We start from the raw sequence: 16,223 nt of genomic DNA on the forward strand, positions 1-16,223 counted from the left end.
ACACCTCGTCTAGGCTTTTCTTAATGATTGACAGTCAGTCAGTGCGCTTTTTATAAACATTAAAACATGTTTTTTACTATTTTCTGTATTTACATCGATTTGGTTCGTTAAATAATATGTTTCAGCTGAGTTTTCAATTAAATTAATAATCATTTTAGCTAATGAAGCTAACTCAATATTTGTATAGATTAAACCACTTTCATTAGCATGATGAAGCCTTTGCTCAAGCCAGTTATAATAAGGCTGATAAATTTCTTCCCACCGTTCAAACGAATGGTAATAAGCCAGCCCTGAATAGCAGAACAAGATTAGCTCACGGTATTCCTTCGTTATATCAAATGTAACTTCAACGATCATTTCAAGTGTATTAAAAATCGTTTCCTCTGATTTAAAATTTTGTTTTATTTTTAAGAATAGAGCGTTTAAAATTTTCTCGGCAATTGCTGGAACAACTGCATTTTTTGAGTCAAAATATAAGTAAAAAGTACCTTGAGCTACTCCAGCTTCCTTTACAATTTGTGAAACAGAAGCCTTTTCAAACCCTTTTTCTTTCATAACAGTAATTGCAGCATTTACTAACAATTGATACTTGTTATCTCTTATCATTATCAATCCTCCAGAAATCATCACTGACTGACTGTCATTCATTATTATATCACAAATTACATATATTGGCTACTTTGTCCATTTTTCATGAAATCAAAGCCTGCCATTTAATACTTTTTAAACGATAATGTTGATATAAGTTTTTTTGGGCTCATCGTGTGAAATGTAAATTACACATGCCTGCCTTTCAGTTCCTTCATTTTTTATGTAAACATAACAAAAACCCTCTTAAACAGGATTAGAAGGTTTTTGAGTTAAAGTAGTGATTTGTAAAAATAGCTAAAGCGCTAATTTTCACTCCCTAAACTATTGTGAACACACTTTTTCCTTAGTCAGTTTCTTTTCGGTTAGGTAAATCTTTATAACAGAACCACCAATCTAAGCATTCTATTTCTTGTGCTTGAGCGGCCTCTAGTCTTTCTCTAGCTTTCATCACCGTATTTGCAGGTGGTATAATCACTTGATCACCGATTATTTCGTTATTTGGCCAGTTTGCTGGCATAGCAACACGGTTAGCGTCGGCTGTTTGTAGTCCTTTAAGTGCACGAAGTAATTCACTTGTATTCCGCCCTAACTCATCTGGATAAGTAAGTATTAAGCGAATAAAACCATTTGGGTCAACAAAAAACACCGATCGGACCGTGCGTTTATAACCTTCGCGCGGAAGCATACCTAGACGACGAGAGTTATTTCCTAGTTCATCAGCAATAATTGGAAATGTGATACTAACACCTAATCGATTTTGTACCCATTCAATCCATTTCATATGGGCAAATACAGTATCAATTGAGAGCCCAATGAGTTCACAATTCAGTTGTTGAAATGCCTCTTGATTTTTAGCAAACGAGACAAACTCGGTTGTACATACGGGAGTAAAATCACCTGGATGACTAAATAACATAAACCATCTCCCTTCATAATCGTCAGGAAGAACTCTATTCCCAAGTGTCGTATGAACCTCTAGCCGTGGCAGGCGATCACCAATAAATGGCGGAAATACACTGTAACCCTGATTTTCCATCAACAATTTCCTCCTTGATTATAATCGCCCTTATGTATATTCGCCTAAATTCGTCCGAGTGAAATTGAACATTTGGAATGTCTTATACTTGAGTTACTCTAGCTTGACACTGTGTTAGCTAATCGGTTATAAATTAGTTAGAGTTTTTTGGTTTTTTGGGTAATTTTTAACTACAAGGTTAACAGATTTAAAGTTTAACAGAAATATAATTTACAATGCATATTGAAAGCAGTCCTTATTATATAGTGTTAAAATAGAACTCTAAGTTAAGAAAAGAATGACTAGAAAGGATATCTCTATGTCTAATACTCATGTTTTCTCTAAAGGTGAGGAAATTGCTAATGCGATTATTCACGGCATCGGTGCTCTTTTAAGTATTGCCGCACTAGTTCTCTTAATTGTCTTTTCATCACTATACGGAACGGCATGGCACGTTGTTAGCTTTACATTATTTGGTTCAACTATGGTCTTATTGTATACGTCGTCTACTCTCGTACACAGCTTTCCGCCTGGTAAAGCAAAGGATGTTTTTGAGATCTTAGATCATTCGTCAATTTATTTCTTTATCGCTGGAACGTATACACCATTCTTATTCATTGCTGTAAAGGGTGCTTTAGGCTGGACTCTTTTTGGGATTGTATGGGGTCTAGCTATTGCTGGAACTGTATTCAAATCCTTTTTTGTTAAACGTTTCTTGCATACGTCAACCGTGTTATATGTCTTATTAGGATGGATGATCGTTTTTGCTTGGGGAACTTTAGTACAGAATGTTTCTTCAGAAGGTATCGCTATGCTTGTCATTGGTGGGGTTTTATATTCGGTGGGGGCTATCTTTTATGTATGGAGAGGTTTTTATTATCACCATGCGGTTTGGCACGTTTTTGTAGTCGCAGGTTCAATTATGCACTTCTTCTCCGTCCTTACTTTACTGCCTTAGACCGATACTAAGAGAAAAATAATAAACACTCTATTCCCCCAGTGGTAGAGTGTTTTTTTTTATTAAAATACTTTTACTCTTTACTATTTGACTATAGACCAATACTCGTTAATAAACACTCCTACTATAAAAAGAGCTTCTGACACAAGAATAACATAAGCTCACTTTATTATTAATCAAGGTCCTTATTTGTATATCTAGCCTTTTTCGTCTATTTGTTTTATAAATAAATACCATTTGGAGAAAAAAGAGCTTATGAGTGGGTAGAAGGGAATGAAAAGTTTAGCTCCTTTTACGGGTGATCCACATAAAAGACGGACTTCTTCACCAACCTCTAGGTCTAGTTCAAGTTTTTTACTTGTCACCCAATCTATTTTTATCCAAATTTCATGATGCCCTGCCTCAACAACTAAATCGACCTCTTCCCCATTTTTTATATCTTTAACATAGACATCATCTATATAAACTTGAAATTTTCTTAGACTATTAACATATTGAGAGGTTCTTTTAAGGTGAATTATACATTCATTAGAATTCATCTTTCCGTTCTCCTTTTAAGTTTCATCTGAATCGATTTTAACATATAAACAGGAAAAAATTGGTGAATTTTTTAAGTCCATTTATAACTATAATTTCTTAGTCATTTTTCTTACTTTACACTTAAATCGACTAATTTCCTTCTAAAAAAATTAAAATCTATGCATTACTACCAGAGGTAATAAAAGGGCACGTCACAAAGTGAAAATTAAGCCAAAGCATTTGCCCAAACTACAAAAAGCCAACCTAGTGGTTGACTTTTAAATTCAAGCTTTATTAAAGATTGTTGATTAAAATTTATGTTGGGTAATTTTTTCAAAGGAGAAGCCCAAAATTAACAATTTCTTGAACAGCGCTAATGTTAAAATGTATGGGCAAAATCTTTCGCTCGGGCAATGGCATTTTCTTTAATTTCTTGTGCTTTATCAGGCATTGCATTATGTCCTTCTACGAATAGCCCCTCAAAGGATGGAACTCCAAAGAATTGCATCATAATGTCTAAATAACGATGTCCCATCTCCATAGCAGCTGCTGGACCTTCCGAATAAACACCACCGCGTGCTTGGATATGCAATGCTTTTTTATCGGTTAGTAGACCGACTGGACCTTGTTCAGTATATTTAAATGTTTTTCCAGCAACAGCTACTGAATCCATATAGGCTTTCATCACTGGAGGAAATGAGAAATTCCATAATGGTGTGACAAATATGTATTTGTCAGCAGAAATAAATTGTTCACAAAGCTCTGAAAGTCTTCCTACTTTCCCTTTCTCTTCTGAAGAAAGCTCGTCAAAGCTCTGGCCTGAACGAAGTTTCCCCCAACCACTAAAGACATCAACATCAATATGAGGAATTTCCTCCTTATAAAGGTCTACATTTACAATTTCATGATCTGGATTAACTTCTCTATATGTATCTAAAAATGCTTTCCCTACTGCCATACTATAGGACTGTGTGTCGTCATGCGGATGAGCTGTAATGTACAATACTTTTGTCATACTTATTTGTTCCTTTCTGTCGCTTTAATTTATCTATATAAGTTTTTGCATAACAACTAAAATTTATGTGAGTTATCTGGTTTTGGTTAGCATTTTATCAATGGTTTTAGCAAGTAAAAAAGGCCACCTTAAAAAAGGCAACCTTCCTATCATTATTCGCTTTCAGCACTTGTAAAAGGATTTCCACTAATACTTGCTCTCATCTCATCTGTTACTTTAAATGGTTCATTATTCATATTTTCATTTGAACTCACATTATTGTGAAAACTACCGTCATAATGAATTGGTTTGCTTTCCATATGTAATCCACCTCCGTACCATTAGTTTATACAACTATTTTACTAATTATTTTCGACTATTAATACCCATTTTTAAAAATATTTTAGTAAAATATAATTACATTTCCAGGAATGTAATATTTTAATTTTGAACTTCCTTTGGCACTGTCCAGAGAAAATAATGTTTTGTATACATTCTCGTCGTAACCACAGCACTCAATCCATCTTTTTCGCAAAAAAATCCAGAGCCCATTTGTTCTTTAAATTGCCAATCTTTTTCTGCCATAAACTCCTGGAAAATCTCTTGAGAAAAAGCGCTTGTCTTCGAAACGTATATTTTATTTTCGCTCGTTTCAATCACTTGTTCAAAAATTTGGTTCGAAAGTTCTAGCTTCATAACTGAATACAGAGTGAGGAACGGTCGATCCTCTTGGAATAAAGCACTTCCAAATCTTAATCCTAAAAAACCTAATAATAAAAGTAATATTAAAACCATACTAAATACGACCCGCTTCAACTGTTACCTCCTTTTAACGATTAGCACATTCAATATTTGGTGGCCTAGTTGTATTGACTGTTCTTTTGTGCCACCAACGATTTTCAATCTAAGGGAGCTGTTAAATTTTGGAACTCTTCTTTATACATCCCATCTAATTTCCAACCATCGTTAAAGCGAACATAAGTGAAACTTCTCTTCCACGTTTCAATATCAGTTTCATAGATAACTTGTACGGTGCTCCTCCAAGGTAATGAAGTTACTCTTACTTCTCCTCCTTTGACTTCTTCTAAAATTGGCAAGATACTTAATAACGTTTCTGGTGAGGAAGTATGGTATATTAAGTAAATTTCTGGTTCATCACTTTCGGCTAATTCGTTCATGATTTGGTTATGTAAGTCGGTAACCTTCTGATTACTTTCAACCATTCCCCAGCCAATACCGATAAGGCTTAACACTGAAATTACTATAGAAACAATAAGTTGTCTTCTTTTTAAACCCAATGTAAAAGATTTAGAAAGCCCATCCGTTTTTCCCTCTGAAATCACCAAGAATACAAATACACTAATTGGATAAATAAATATCAACTGAAAAGACAAAACTATCCAAAATGTATCCCCGTTATTAAGCATGTGTTGGACGAATATTAAGTTCGCAAACCAAAACGGGAACGCTAGTCTCTTTATCTTCTGGTCGTAAGCTAAATTATTAAATTTAAAAAATAAGAGTAATAATGGCAGAGACACTAACAATGCCAGTGAAATATCACTAAAAACGATCACCTTTTCAACACCTCTCGAAGAAATCAATAAATCAAAACTACTCAATAATTCACATAACTTTATGTATGACTATAAATTATTCTTCTCGTAAAGTAATAATTCCTTTTGACATTTAGCTTAGAATCGAAAAATGGATCCCTTCTCGTCAGAAGGCGACCCATTTCCTCTTTACTTTTGTTTGCTTTTCTTTTTTTCGCCTTGCTTACTTTCTGTGAATTCTACTCCAAATTCAGCATCACTTGCATTATTAGTAATTTCTGATTGATTTTTAATTTGTTTTCGTTTTTTTGCCATTCGTTTCTCACCTTCTTACTACTAATTGTTTTATTTTTTTATAATTTATTTTTTCACAAGAAGGAAATTATATAATCTCATTACATATATTCTTTTTTAAAAAACCAACGGTAAAATAGCCTTGAAGAAAAATCCGTGAGTGCTAGTGTAATAAAACTCCAGTACCACTTCCAATTTACATATTTAATAAGCTTTGTATATCTCTCGAGTAATACTTCAACGACAGTTATCCAACCTGCATTAAGAATAATATAAAGAAATTGGATTGCTTTACTACTTTTCTCTGGATATTTTACATTTAAAATTGAACAAAAAGCAGGATAAATAAAATATTCAAAGGAAAAGCTCGATTTGTTTGTTTTCCTAAAAAACCTGACAGGATATTTAATTAATCCCTTTTCAACAACGAGTAAACCGAACAACCAGGTAACCATTTGTTTATATAAAAACGCTAGTATTGCCCTCCTAATTTGTTGTTTAGGGATATTAATAATTAGTAGTACAATCGTTATAATCCATGCAGAAATTAATATTTTTTTATCTTTTGACATAAAACCACCTCGTATGTATTAAACAATTATGTTTTACTATGCATAATCATAGTTATCCATTTGTTTACTAATTACACTTTTCCTAAAGTCCTTCCCTTTGTGTACATCTAAAATGCTTTTACCACATTCCAAAAAGGATAGTATCTCATCTTCCGATAAATGGTTCATGTTAAAGGGAAATTCTTTCATTCCCTTAGCGGTATTAAATAATTTCTTAAATAATTCTTCTCCCTTAGCAGTCATTGATACAATCTTATACCTTGCTTGTTTGGGATTTGTTTTCGCATTAGTATAGCCACTGGTTTCCAACCGCTTAAGTAATCTTGTCACCGTAGACGTATGCCAGCACCCTAGCTCACCAATTTTTGTGGGAGTTAATTCATTATCATTAACCGAAAGCAAAAATAAAATATGCTGTTGAGCAGGTGTAATATTATATTCCTTTCCTATTTCGGACCATTTGTTTTCCATACAAAAGTATAATCCCCTTATCATCAAAAGCATTTCTTGTCTTAATAAGAAATTCATTTGTTCACTCCTTACTTGTATCTACAATTGCATCTACAAGTAATAGATTGTTCAAATAGAGATAATATATGCCTATAGAACCTATTTGCACTTAGAAATAGAGTATTTCTCCTTTTATTGTAAATTCTGTTTTCGTAAATTTTGTTGCTATTGGACCGTTTTAAGCTTCACGCTAAAGCGTGAAGCTTAAAACGGTCCAATATAAAAGCAACAATTCTTTGAGGAAAAAGATCCTTGTATTAATTAAGAATACCGTGCCTCATGACTTCAACTGTAACGTTTGGATTAATTTTGATGTTTGGGTAGACTTCTGCCCAATTATACTGCTCCCATTTTTCTAAATGAAAGGCCATCAGTCTTCTGCCAATTCCAAACCCATCACAATTGGCTGCTTGCATTTTTTTACCACGTCATTGGCTTATAGTGTCAAATCTTTAGAGAGTTTATTATTAATTTTGATATTTTCGCTCCTTGATTGTAAATTATCTTCGGGATATTCATAAATAACAATCTTGAGAGTCAAATCTATAACCACTTGTGGAAAGTCGTTTTCATCAAAACTTATCTGTAAATTTCTATTTATTTTCCTTACGATAAACGAAACATAATTAGCAGTATTATAAGGAATGTCTTCTACTGCTTCCTTAAAAAATTAATACTAATGCTTTTGGTAGTACTTCTGAATGAAAAGAAACGATTGCTACATATATCGCAGGAAGAAAGACCGCAATAAACAAGCTTAACATTCTTAACATACGATAAAACGTTCCCATTAACCATCTACTGCTGTAATCATCAGGTGATTGAAAAAAAGCAAAAAATGTAATTGGGACAACAATGGCTCCAGGTTCACCTTCGAGTAAAATCGCGATCCTGCCCTCTAACAGATTCCCCACTATCCGATCTGGTCTCTCAGAAGTTAAAATTTGTGGGAATGGGAAGTAAGGTGACTCTTCAATAAATTCCTCGATATTGCCTAAATTTAAGATTTGATCAGCAGTAATGGTTTTCAACCTGTTTTCAACTTTAGATAACATTTCATGATCCACTAAATGGTTTAAAAATACAATAGCACTTTGAGTATTCGACTCTTTCCCAATGGAAAATACCTAACCCCTAATTTCCGGTTTTGATTCTGTTTCTAATAATACTTAAATTTGTATTAAGGCTTTCAACGAAGCCATCATGTGAACCTCGAATAACTTTCTCATTTTTCGGTTCATCTGGACTCCGTGAATGATCAAGCTTCATTTCCTCGAATACAATCACCGTTGAAAAGCCTTCGATTGATAAGATGCAAGCTCCATCTAATATTAGATTAATCGCGACGTTGAGGTCGGTTTCCATTCAATACTCTTGATTCGTAGCTTTTATTTCATCGTTACTATATTCCATAAACCGGTGCAAAGTATTTTGAAAAAGTTCGTTATTAATTAATGGTGCCAAATACATAATGACTCCTCTTTGATTTTCAATAACAACTACTTTTGCTCTAAGATCCTCTGTACCACTAAATGCCTCTTTAATATATTGATAATTTTTTGGGGGACTTTGAAAAATGCTTATGGAAGGTAGATTACTTTCTTCTTTATGTATTATTGAACTTTTTTCTTTCTTCACTTTTCCGTATAACCTTCTAATTATTCGCATTTTAAATACTCCTAGCAAACGATAATAACTATATCTTGTCTCTTTTTATGAAAAAAATGTAAGTATATTTACTTACTTATAAATCAATAGTTATATTGCAGAAATCTTATAAAAATCTAGATGGTAAATTTAATTAAAGTTGTTATAGGGGCTTGATTGGAGACAAGAAGTTCGTTTCGAAGATAAACAATCTTACGTTAAATAAAAAGACAAGGCTAGGTTAGTAGACAATTCTAGCTTTGTCTTATGAAAACTCCATGAAATAACATGAGGATTATCTAAATTAATTTTGATAGGTTTCTTGCAAAAATTTTACCGATTTTTTAATTAACTGTTTCAAAACATCAATATTAATATCTGCAACTTTGTTAATATACACACACGCTTTACCTGACGTGTGTTTTCCAAAATCCTTCAAAAAATGATCTCTTTCGGTATAACCAGTTGCAAAATATAAACTTATCTTTGCTTTTCGAGGTGAAAACCCAACGAGTGGGGCATCGCCTTCGTGACCAGATGCATATTTATAATGGTAGGAACCGAACCCAATAATACTCGTTCCCCACATTTTCGCTTTATAGCCTGTTGTTTCAGAAAAAATTTCTAATAATTTATATGCATCTTCCCTTTTTTGGGGGTTTTCAACTTTTTCAATAAATTCGATAACATCGCTGTCGTTTTCTTTTGTTTTTAATTCGTACATGAATTTAAATTCTCCTTAAGATTAAAGTAGGTACAGTTGACCCGTTAAAAATTAATTAACCAATGAAAAAAACTTCATGAAAAAACGGCAAGCAATAATAACACTACATAATAGGCTGTCGGAATGATCGTAATACACAAACCGACTACCCTTGTTCTATCTATGAATTGCAAAACAAATCCAATTATCCAAATTATAAATAACATCATATAGTACCATCTGTAAGTGGGTGTGTCCGTTTCCGCTAAACCTGGACTGCTCATCCATAAGGAAAAGAGTAGGATGAATAAACCCGATAGTATAATATAGAGATACTTTATTATTTTTACTTTTATTTTTATTTCCCCCTCATACTTATTATTATCTCTTATATTTTACTATTAGATTCCAATTGATTGACCAAAACATTTCAATAAAAATAAAAAACATTACTTTAATTGAGTAATGTTTTTGGTTTATGTACCTTCCTTATCTTTAATCTTTAGGAATTGCAACTGTCTTTGGCAATTGGACCGTAAAAGTCGTTCCTTCGTGTAATATACTCTTAACATCTACTTTTCCATTATGGTTTTCAATAATCGTATACGTCACCATTAAACCAATGCCAGTACCCGTTTCTTTCGTAGTAAAAAACGGTTCTCCTAAACGATTTAACTGCTCCACTGTCATTCCACACCCTTCGTCTTGTATAGATACGAAGACGGTGTCATTTTTAGTTTCTAATTTCAGCGTGATCGTTCCTCCGTTAGGCATAACTTCAATGGCATTTTTTATCAAATTAATAAACACTTGTTTTAATTGGTTGTTCACCCCAGGTACGATCGTTACTTCATTTCCCATCTTGGTGATGATTGTAATGGACTGTTTAAACGCCTCTGTATCTAAAAGAGCAACTACATCCTTTAAAATATCATTTAAATTCACATCACAAAAGTCTGAATTGGCTGGTTTAGCAAGTGATAAAAATTCACTAGAAATTAAATCAATACGCTCTAGCTCGTCTTCCATTACATGGAGAAATGTTTCATTTGGGATTGTACCTGAACGAAATAACTGCACAAATCCCTTTAATGAAGTTAACGGATTTCTTATCTCATGTGCAATTCCAGCTGCAAGCTGTCCGACTACATTCATTTTTTCTGCTTGTACTAGCATTTGCTCAGCTTTTTTTCTAACAGAAATATCTCGGCAAACGGAAAGAACGTATTTTTCACCTTCAACATCAAGAGTATGAGTTTTTATCTCTACAGGTATGTGTTGTCCATTTTTACAGACGTGTACCGTTTCAAATGTAAGCGTTTCATTTAAATATATATTTTGAATAATTTGTAAAAGCTCCTCCTTTTCATGAAAATCAATATCCAAAGGAGACATTTTTAACATCTCCTCATGTGTATAACCTAATCTACTATAAGCGATATTGTTTACTTTTATAAAGTTACCTGGCATTCCATCTCTATACACTTTAGTATAATAGACTGCATCTGAAATGTTATGGAACAACCGTTCGAATTCCTTTTCACTATCATTAATAGTTTTTGTCATTTGCTTATATGCGTTTAATTCTATCTTTAAATGATCGATTTCTTCATTTAATCGATCGATTTCACTTTGCTGTGACTTTTCTAGGTCCTTTTTTGTCTGTAAGCTCTCTTTATTCAAGGTCTCACCCCAATTCCTTAATCACGTACAAATATTTAGTGAGAAGATTTAACATTATTATAGAAATACTACGATAATACAATTTTAACATTTAATAGGTGTCAATATAATAAAAATACTATGATAATTCAATTTTAACAATAGTTGCTAATATAAAAAAATAGTTGTTTTCGTAAACTTTGTTGCTATTGGACTGCTCTTCAATAGATGTTGGCTCTAATGTACAAAATCATTTGCTCATTACAGAAAACAGCATCCCTTGTAATAGAGATGCTGTTGTATATGAGTAATTCTCTTTAGTAAGGCATGATAATGTTATTACAATTGAAGCTATTTTCTAGGGTCTAGGCATTTACTAACATCATCTCTTATTCCAAATCATCGGTGTACCTCTCTCTTTTACCAATCACTGAACAAAGTAGGTCACTATTGATTACAATCCCTTTTCAACTGCTACAAATTGTTTTTTTCAGCTATGTTCTCTTTTACTTCCAATTGATTTAATTTCAGTTCGTCAACGAAATATCCTTCAAAGTTTTTCCATATGTCGTGAGCTGGCGATATACAAATATTGTCTTTATTTTGAAGAAATTCACTGTGGTCCGCAAAACCAAATGCATGGTCTGCTTGCTTTAATAAGTATTTCCTCATTGGCGTATTTGGCTTAAGTTGCTCCTTAAGTTCTTTATAAAGAGTTAACGCTTTTTGCTTCGTTTCCTCCTTTGTGTACATATATCTTAAAATATGAAAGTAAATGGTCAAGCCCAAGTCAGAAGACTTTAACTGTGCAAACCTCTCTTCTTCTAAAAGGAGAGAGTCAACGTAATCGGCAACAACTTTAGGCATTTCCTCGTATCTCCCTGTTAAATACTCAATAATGAAATGATCGACTAGAGCGAGCGTATAGATATGGTAGTTCTTTTCCTGTAACTTTTTCTCCAGCTCTTCTACTAGAACACCTCTTAAGTAGTTGTTCTCGGCTCGGACACGTTCATGTTCTGAAGAAAATAGTGCACTTTGATAAAGCTGCATCGCAACGAAAAAGCGATCATTTTTTGCTAGTTTGTAAGCTGGGAAATCACCAACCGCGACATCATTCTTTAAAAAACTAGTTCCCAATAAAAAGAAAGTAATAATCGTTAAGGACACCATCATTGTAAATGCGATTGATTGTAACACTTCATTAGAACTTGTAGACAAAATAATAGTAGCAAGTAATGTTACTCCTGCCCACAAAATAATTGAAGAGATTGGACCTGCAAGGATCGCTTTAGCGTATGCTTGCTGGGTTTGTTCTAAGTGTAATTTATCCTTTATCGCTCGAATGTCGGGAATAGCGACTCCGCCAATAGCTGTTAGCTTATTCGGTCGAAAACTTACTTTCCAGCCGTCTTTTCCTTTCATAAAATGCAAAAACATGACAATAACAGCACGCATCTTTACACCATTTTTCGTAAAACTGTATGCATGGCCAAATTCATGAAAAGCTACTGCAAAAAAATAGATAAACAGAGCAATTATTATATTTATATAAAAGGGGAGTGCAACCCATTCAGCTGGGAACTTGATACTAGAAAAGCCATATGCAATCGCTCCTCCTGAAATGGCACCAATTAACATATAAACTACTAAAATGGCGAACTTTTTAATCATTTGTTTTTTCATCATCTTTTCCTCACTGTATTAGTTTTTATTAACCTATGTACTTTAACCAACCATGCATGCCCTTTCTGAACATCTGTTAAATATATACGAACCAAAACGGTATTAGTTTCATTCAATGTGTATGATTTTATATAAAACATGTTCACGATCGCTTTTGTGGAGTTTCGTAAATATAGATCCGCAAGTATTCTCTTATTCTCAAAAAAATCAGGCCTCAAAGCTTAGTTTGAGCCCCTAATTGAAGTATTCCTTTGCATCAAGTGTTGTTAGTTAAAGTCAATGCGATCTCTCAGCCAACCATTCCTTCACGACGTTAGGAATTTTTCCAGTCATCGCAAGCGAAACATGTCCCCCTTTTATCCGAGCGAATAATTTATCCTCACTTGATAATAAATCCATAATCGTTTGAGTATATTCCTCTGGAACGATTTCGTCATGAATCATAGAAATAATTAAGATGTTTGATCTAATATTTGCTAAGTTCACTTTTTTGCCTTTTATAATTAGTTCACCTTCAACTAGCTTATTCTTTAAAACTAAATCGTTGAGTAATTGTTTTAGAGTTGCACCAGGAAATGGAATTTGATCTTCAACCCATCTATACAAAAGTTCTGTTTTTAAATCGTTCTTTTTACTTTGTGAATTTTTTAAAAAGGAACTTACAGTAAACGGTGTTGTAGCAAACTTTAGTGAAGACTCCATTACTTTTGCAGGGATAATACCATATTCGTCAATTATTTCATTTAAATTGAAGCCATTATTTGTTAAGGCTTTCCTCCACTCTTTTGTAAGATTAATATCTTTGAAATCAATCGGTGGAGCAAACAAAACGACATTTCTGATTGGTGTTTTTGCAATTGCCGAATAAATTGCCGTTAACGTTCCCCCTAAACAGTACCCTATTAAACTAACTTCATCTGAATAAGAATGACGCAGTGTTCGTTTAACCGCCTTATCCATGTACTTTAAAATATAATCATCTAATGTTAAATCCTTATCTTCTAATCCAGGGATACCAAAGTCTAGTAAATAAACATCATATCCTTCCTTTAGGAAAGCTTCAATCATACTCATTCCTGGGTAGAGGTCCAAAATATACGATTTATTGACCAATGAATAGATCAGCAACAACGGTGTTTCATATTTTTTATCCTTTGCTGAGTAATACCATAACGAGGCTTTATTTAATTTCCAGACGAGTTTCCTAGGTGTTTGTCCAACTTTAAGATCTAAAGCATCAGAATTGGTAAACTTTCGTTTCTCACGAGCTCTAAAACGGATATTTTTCACTTTTTCCTCCTCCGATCCAACAAACGTTCTAGTAGTTGTTTAGTTAGTAGTGAGTTATCAGTTGAAGTTTTGTGCATGTTACTCAATATTCTTTTTAATTCATCCTTTTTAATTTTATCTTCCTCTCTGCTTCGTTCTACAACTTTTTTTGAGTCAGTTGTTTGCCGTTCTTTTTCTTTAGTTAGCAGTTTTTCTTCTAGGGATTCGATCTTTTCCTCTAGTTGTTTAACTAATTGAGCAACATTAGCTACATCGGTTTTCGTTGGTATATTTAATTGAGTAGAAATTACGTCAGCATATTCTCGAGCTAATTTTATGAATTGATAGTGTTGTTTAGAGCCTAACTTAATAAGGTCTATTACTTGTGGGTCTTTTAACAATTTATGAATAACGTTATTAATGGTTTCTTCTGATTTTAGTGCTAATGGTTTTATAACCTCTAAATAATTTACTTCAGGTGTTTTCTTCTTAACCAAAGTCATCACTTCCTTTTTTCTAATGAAAAATAGGTACATAAATAAATTATTCATGTAATATGTGAATGGTTATCTATATTGCCTAAATTTGACTATTTTTAGGCATTTTAATAGTCTAAGAAAATATTTTTTGGAGATTGAAGGGTTATTCTTACAATTAGTCGCTACATGTAGTCAATCACATAAGCGTATCTACTTTACCTACATATATTAATCAAGCAGACTATTAATAGTGAGGTATCAAACGACATGGAAAAATTTAAAAAATGGAGTCAGATAAATGGACCACAAGGAAAGTGGTTAACTGGAAACCTTCATACGTTTGCACAAGACCCACTACATTTTTTAACAAAACTAAAAGCGGACTACGGTGATGTTGCAAAATTTCGGTTAGGACCCACCCAAAAAGTTTACCATGTTTCAAAAGCCGATTTAATTAAGGAAATCCTAGTTACTAAGCAAAGTAAATTTATTAAATCTAAAGATTTGAAAGTCCTTAAAGATGTTGTTGGAGAAGGTTTGCTAACCAGTGAAAAAGACTACCATCTAAAGCAAAGAAGGCTAATACAACCAGCTTTTAAAAAATCACATATAAACAACTACGCTCAAGAGATGATTGATGTAACAACTAATTATATAAAAGATTGGGAGCATGGTCTTGAATATCAAATGTCAAATGAGATGATGAATATCACACTAGGGATCATTACAAAAACCATGTTTAGTATGAATTTCGAGGAAGGTTCTAAGGTAATTGGCGAACCAATTGAAACTTATATGAAAATAGCAGTTAAAAGAATGCGATCCATCCTACCTATGCCACTTTGGTTACCAACAAAGAACAACAAGCACTATAAAAAATCAATCGCTACACTCAAGCAAGCACTAACAAATATTATTGAAATAAGAAGAAAAACCGACGACAAATATGAAGACCTACTTGGGATATTAATGAGAGCTCGGTCTGAAGAAGATGGGTTAGGAATGTCAGATCAACAACTAATGGATGAACTAATGACTATCTTCCTAGCAGGACATGAGACAACAGCCAATACACTAACGTGGACTATGTATTTACTTTCTAACAATCCACACGTTATGAACAAATTAAATGCAGAGATTAAGGAAATAATTGGGGATCGAAAAGTGGAACCACATCATTATACGCAGCTTACTTATACTCAAAATGTTTTTTGGGAGTCACTAAGACTATTTCCACCAGCTTATGTTATAGGAAGGCAAGTAGATGAAGATGTAGAGATAGGTGATTATTTCTTTAAAAAAGGTGAAATGATACTGATCAGTCCCTATGTGATGCACCGAGATCCGCTTTACTTCGATGAACCTGATTTGTTTTTACCAGAAAGGTTTGAAACGGGTCTTTTGAAGACACTTCCGCAATTTGCCTTCTTCCCATTTGGTGGAGGCCCAAGAGTTTGCATTGGAAATCATTTTGCAGTAATGGAAGCTGTGCTTATTTTAGCTTGTATTTACCAACGCTACCAAGTAACTCTAGCACCTGTTCATCACAAAGTAAAACCTCAACCTCTCATTACACTTAGGCCTAAACATGGTGTTAAAATGATTGTTTCAAAACGATAATACGAAGAGGAAAAGCTAATGATCACCTGTAATTACATCAGTTTCTCCAAGTAGAATATTAAGTACTAACATCGAAATATGTATACTATTCACTAGTTATAAAAGATGATGTAGAAACATGCTATCAACTGCTAATATTCTGCTAGCA

The 16,223-nt window shown here is 33.3% G+C and carries 21 protein-coding genes; 2 read left to right on the plus strand and 19 right to left on the minus strand.

All coding sequences use genetic code 11. From position 1 onward, the window contains the following. Positions 1-9 precede the first annotated feature (9 nt). Together GKP30_RS00490 and GKP30_RS00495 are read right to left on the minus strand one after the other, a co-directional pair. Entirely contained in the window at positions 10-606 is a 597-nt protein-coding gene (locus GKP30_RS00490; RefSeq protein WP_216827426.1) for a TetR family transcriptional regulator, read from the minus strand. Between the two features lie 328 nt (positions 607-934). After that, positions 935-1,627, minus strand: a complete 693-nt coding sequence (locus tag GKP30_RS00495) for a peroxiredoxin (protein WP_216828057.1) — start codon at positions 1,625-1,627, stop codon at positions 935-937. A 298-nt stretch (positions 1,628-1,925) separates the two neighbouring features. On the opposite strand from GKP30_RS00495, the gene trhA reads away from it, so the two are divergent. After that, positions 1,926-2,564, plus strand: a complete 639-nt coding sequence (trhA, locus tag GKP30_RS00500) for a PAQR family membrane homeostasis protein TrhA (RefSeq protein WP_216827427.1) — start codon at positions 1,926-1,928, stop codon at positions 2,562-2,564. A gap of 197 nt (positions 2,565-2,761) precedes the next feature. Here trhA and GKP30_RS00505 read toward each other — a convergent pair whose 3' ends face one another. The 17 genes from GKP30_RS00505 to GKP30_RS00580 all read right to left on the minus strand — a co-directional run bounded on the left by GKP30_RS00505 (position 2,762) and on the right by GKP30_RS00580 (position 14,473). After that, positions 2,762-3,103 carry a hypothetical protein gene (locus tag GKP30_RS00505; RefSeq protein WP_216827428.1) on the minus strand — a complete coding sequence of 114 codons (342 nt, stop codon included), beginning with the start codon at positions 3,101-3,103 and terminating at the stop codon, positions 2,762-2,764. A 359-nt stretch (positions 3,104-3,462) separates the two neighbouring features. Continuing rightward, entirely contained in the window at positions 3,463-4,098 is a 636-nt protein-coding gene (locus GKP30_RS00510) for an FMN-dependent NADH-azoreductase (RefSeq protein ID WP_216827429.1), read from the minus strand. Between the two features lie 152 nt (positions 4,099-4,250). Next, on the minus strand, positions 4,251-4,397 hold the full coding sequence (locus GKP30_RS00515) for a hypothetical protein (RefSeq protein ID WP_216827430.1): 147 nt from the start codon (positions 4,395-4,397) through the stop codon (positions 4,251-4,253). Positions 4,398-4,518: 121 nt separating this feature from the next. After that, entirely contained in the window at positions 4,519-4,893 is a 375-nt protein-coding gene (locus tag GKP30_RS00520) for a hypothetical protein (RefSeq protein ID WP_216827431.1), read from the minus strand. An 83-nt stretch (positions 4,894-4,976) separates the two neighbouring features. Continuing rightward, a complete protein-coding gene (locus GKP30_RS00525) occupies positions 4,977-5,654 on the minus strand; it encodes a hypothetical protein (protein ID WP_216827432.1) in 678 nt (225 codons plus the stop codon). A gap of 168 nt (positions 5,655-5,822) precedes the next feature. Continuing rightward, complete coding sequence (locus tag GKP30_RS23665; RefSeq protein WP_268884643.1) at positions 5,823-5,948, minus strand: hypothetical protein; 126 nt, start codon at positions 5,946-5,948, stop codon at positions 5,823-5,825. Between the two features lie 80 nt (positions 5,949-6,028). Beyond that, positions 6,029-6,499, minus strand: coding sequence for a CBO0543 family protein (locus tag GKP30_RS00530; RefSeq protein ID WP_216827433.1), 471 nt, complete (start codon positions 6,497-6,499; stop codon positions 6,029-6,031). Positions 6,500-6,535: 36 nt separating this feature from the next. Further along, on the minus strand, positions 6,536-7,027 hold the full coding sequence (locus GKP30_RS00535; RefSeq protein ID WP_216827434.1) for a MarR family transcriptional regulator: 492 nt from the start codon (positions 7,025-7,027) through the stop codon (positions 6,536-6,538). Positions 7,028-7,266: 239 nt separating this feature from the next. After that, positions 7,267-7,425, minus strand: a complete 159-nt coding sequence (locus GKP30_RS00540) for a Ger(x)C family spore germination C-terminal domain-containing protein (RefSeq protein WP_216827435.1) — start codon at positions 7,423-7,425, stop codon at positions 7,267-7,269. A gap of 246 nt (positions 7,426-7,671) precedes the next feature. Next, the gene (locus GKP30_RS23670; RefSeq protein ID WP_216828058.1) at positions 7,672-8,127 is read right to left on the minus strand and encodes a spore germination protein; all 456 of its coding nucleotides are present in this window, start codon (positions 8,125-8,127) and stop codon (positions 7,672-7,674) included. Between the two features lie 16 nt (positions 8,128-8,143). After that, positions 8,144-8,374 (minus strand): spore germination protein, encoded by a 231-nt coding sequence (locus GKP30_RS23675; protein WP_216827436.1) that lies wholly within the window; start codon positions 8,372-8,374, stop codon positions 8,144-8,146. Further along, positions 8,375-8,677, minus strand: coding sequence for a hypothetical protein (locus tag GKP30_RS00555; protein WP_216827437.1), 303 nt, complete (start codon positions 8,675-8,677; stop codon positions 8,375-8,377). 283 nt (positions 8,678-8,960) lie between these two features. Beyond that, positions 8,961-9,380, minus strand: coding sequence for a DUF1801 domain-containing protein (locus tag GKP30_RS00560; protein ID WP_216827438.1), 420 nt, complete (start codon positions 9,378-9,380; stop codon positions 8,961-8,963). Positions 9,381-9,854: 474 nt separating this feature from the next. Then, positions 9,855-11,042, minus strand: a complete 1,188-nt coding sequence (locus GKP30_RS00565) for an ATP-binding protein (protein WP_216827439.1) — start codon at positions 11,040-11,042, stop codon at positions 9,855-9,857. Between the two features lie 453 nt (positions 11,043-11,495). Beyond that, positions 11,496-12,710, minus strand: a complete 1,215-nt coding sequence (locus tag GKP30_RS00570; protein ID WP_216827440.1) for a M50 family metallopeptidase — start codon at positions 12,708-12,710, stop codon at positions 11,496-11,498. A 273-nt stretch (positions 12,711-12,983) separates the two neighbouring features. Next, positions 12,984-13,997: an alpha/beta fold hydrolase gene (locus GKP30_RS00575; RefSeq protein ID WP_328703098.1), complete on the minus strand. Its 1,014-nt coding sequence runs from the start codon at positions 13,995-13,997 to the stop codon at positions 12,984-12,986. Then, positions 13,994-14,473, minus strand: coding sequence for a hypothetical protein (locus tag GKP30_RS00580; RefSeq protein ID WP_216827441.1), 480 nt, complete (start codon positions 14,471-14,473; stop codon positions 13,994-13,996). The genes GKP30_RS00575 and GKP30_RS00580 overlap by 4 nt, the downstream gene beginning before the upstream one ends. A gap of 249 nt (positions 14,474-14,722) precedes the next feature. Here GKP30_RS00580 and GKP30_RS00585 point away from each other — a divergent pair, with 249 nt between their 5' ends. Beyond that, entirely contained in the window at positions 14,723-16,075 is a 1,353-nt protein-coding gene (locus tag GKP30_RS00585; protein WP_216827442.1) for a cytochrome P450, read from the plus strand. Positions 16,076-16,223 lie beyond the last annotated feature (148 nt).

The sequence above is a fragment of the Alkalihalobacterium elongatum genome, assembly GCF_019024285.1.
Lineage (GTDB): Bacteria > Bacillota > Bacilli > Bacillales > Bacillaceae_F > Alkalihalobacterium > Alkalihalobacterium elongatum.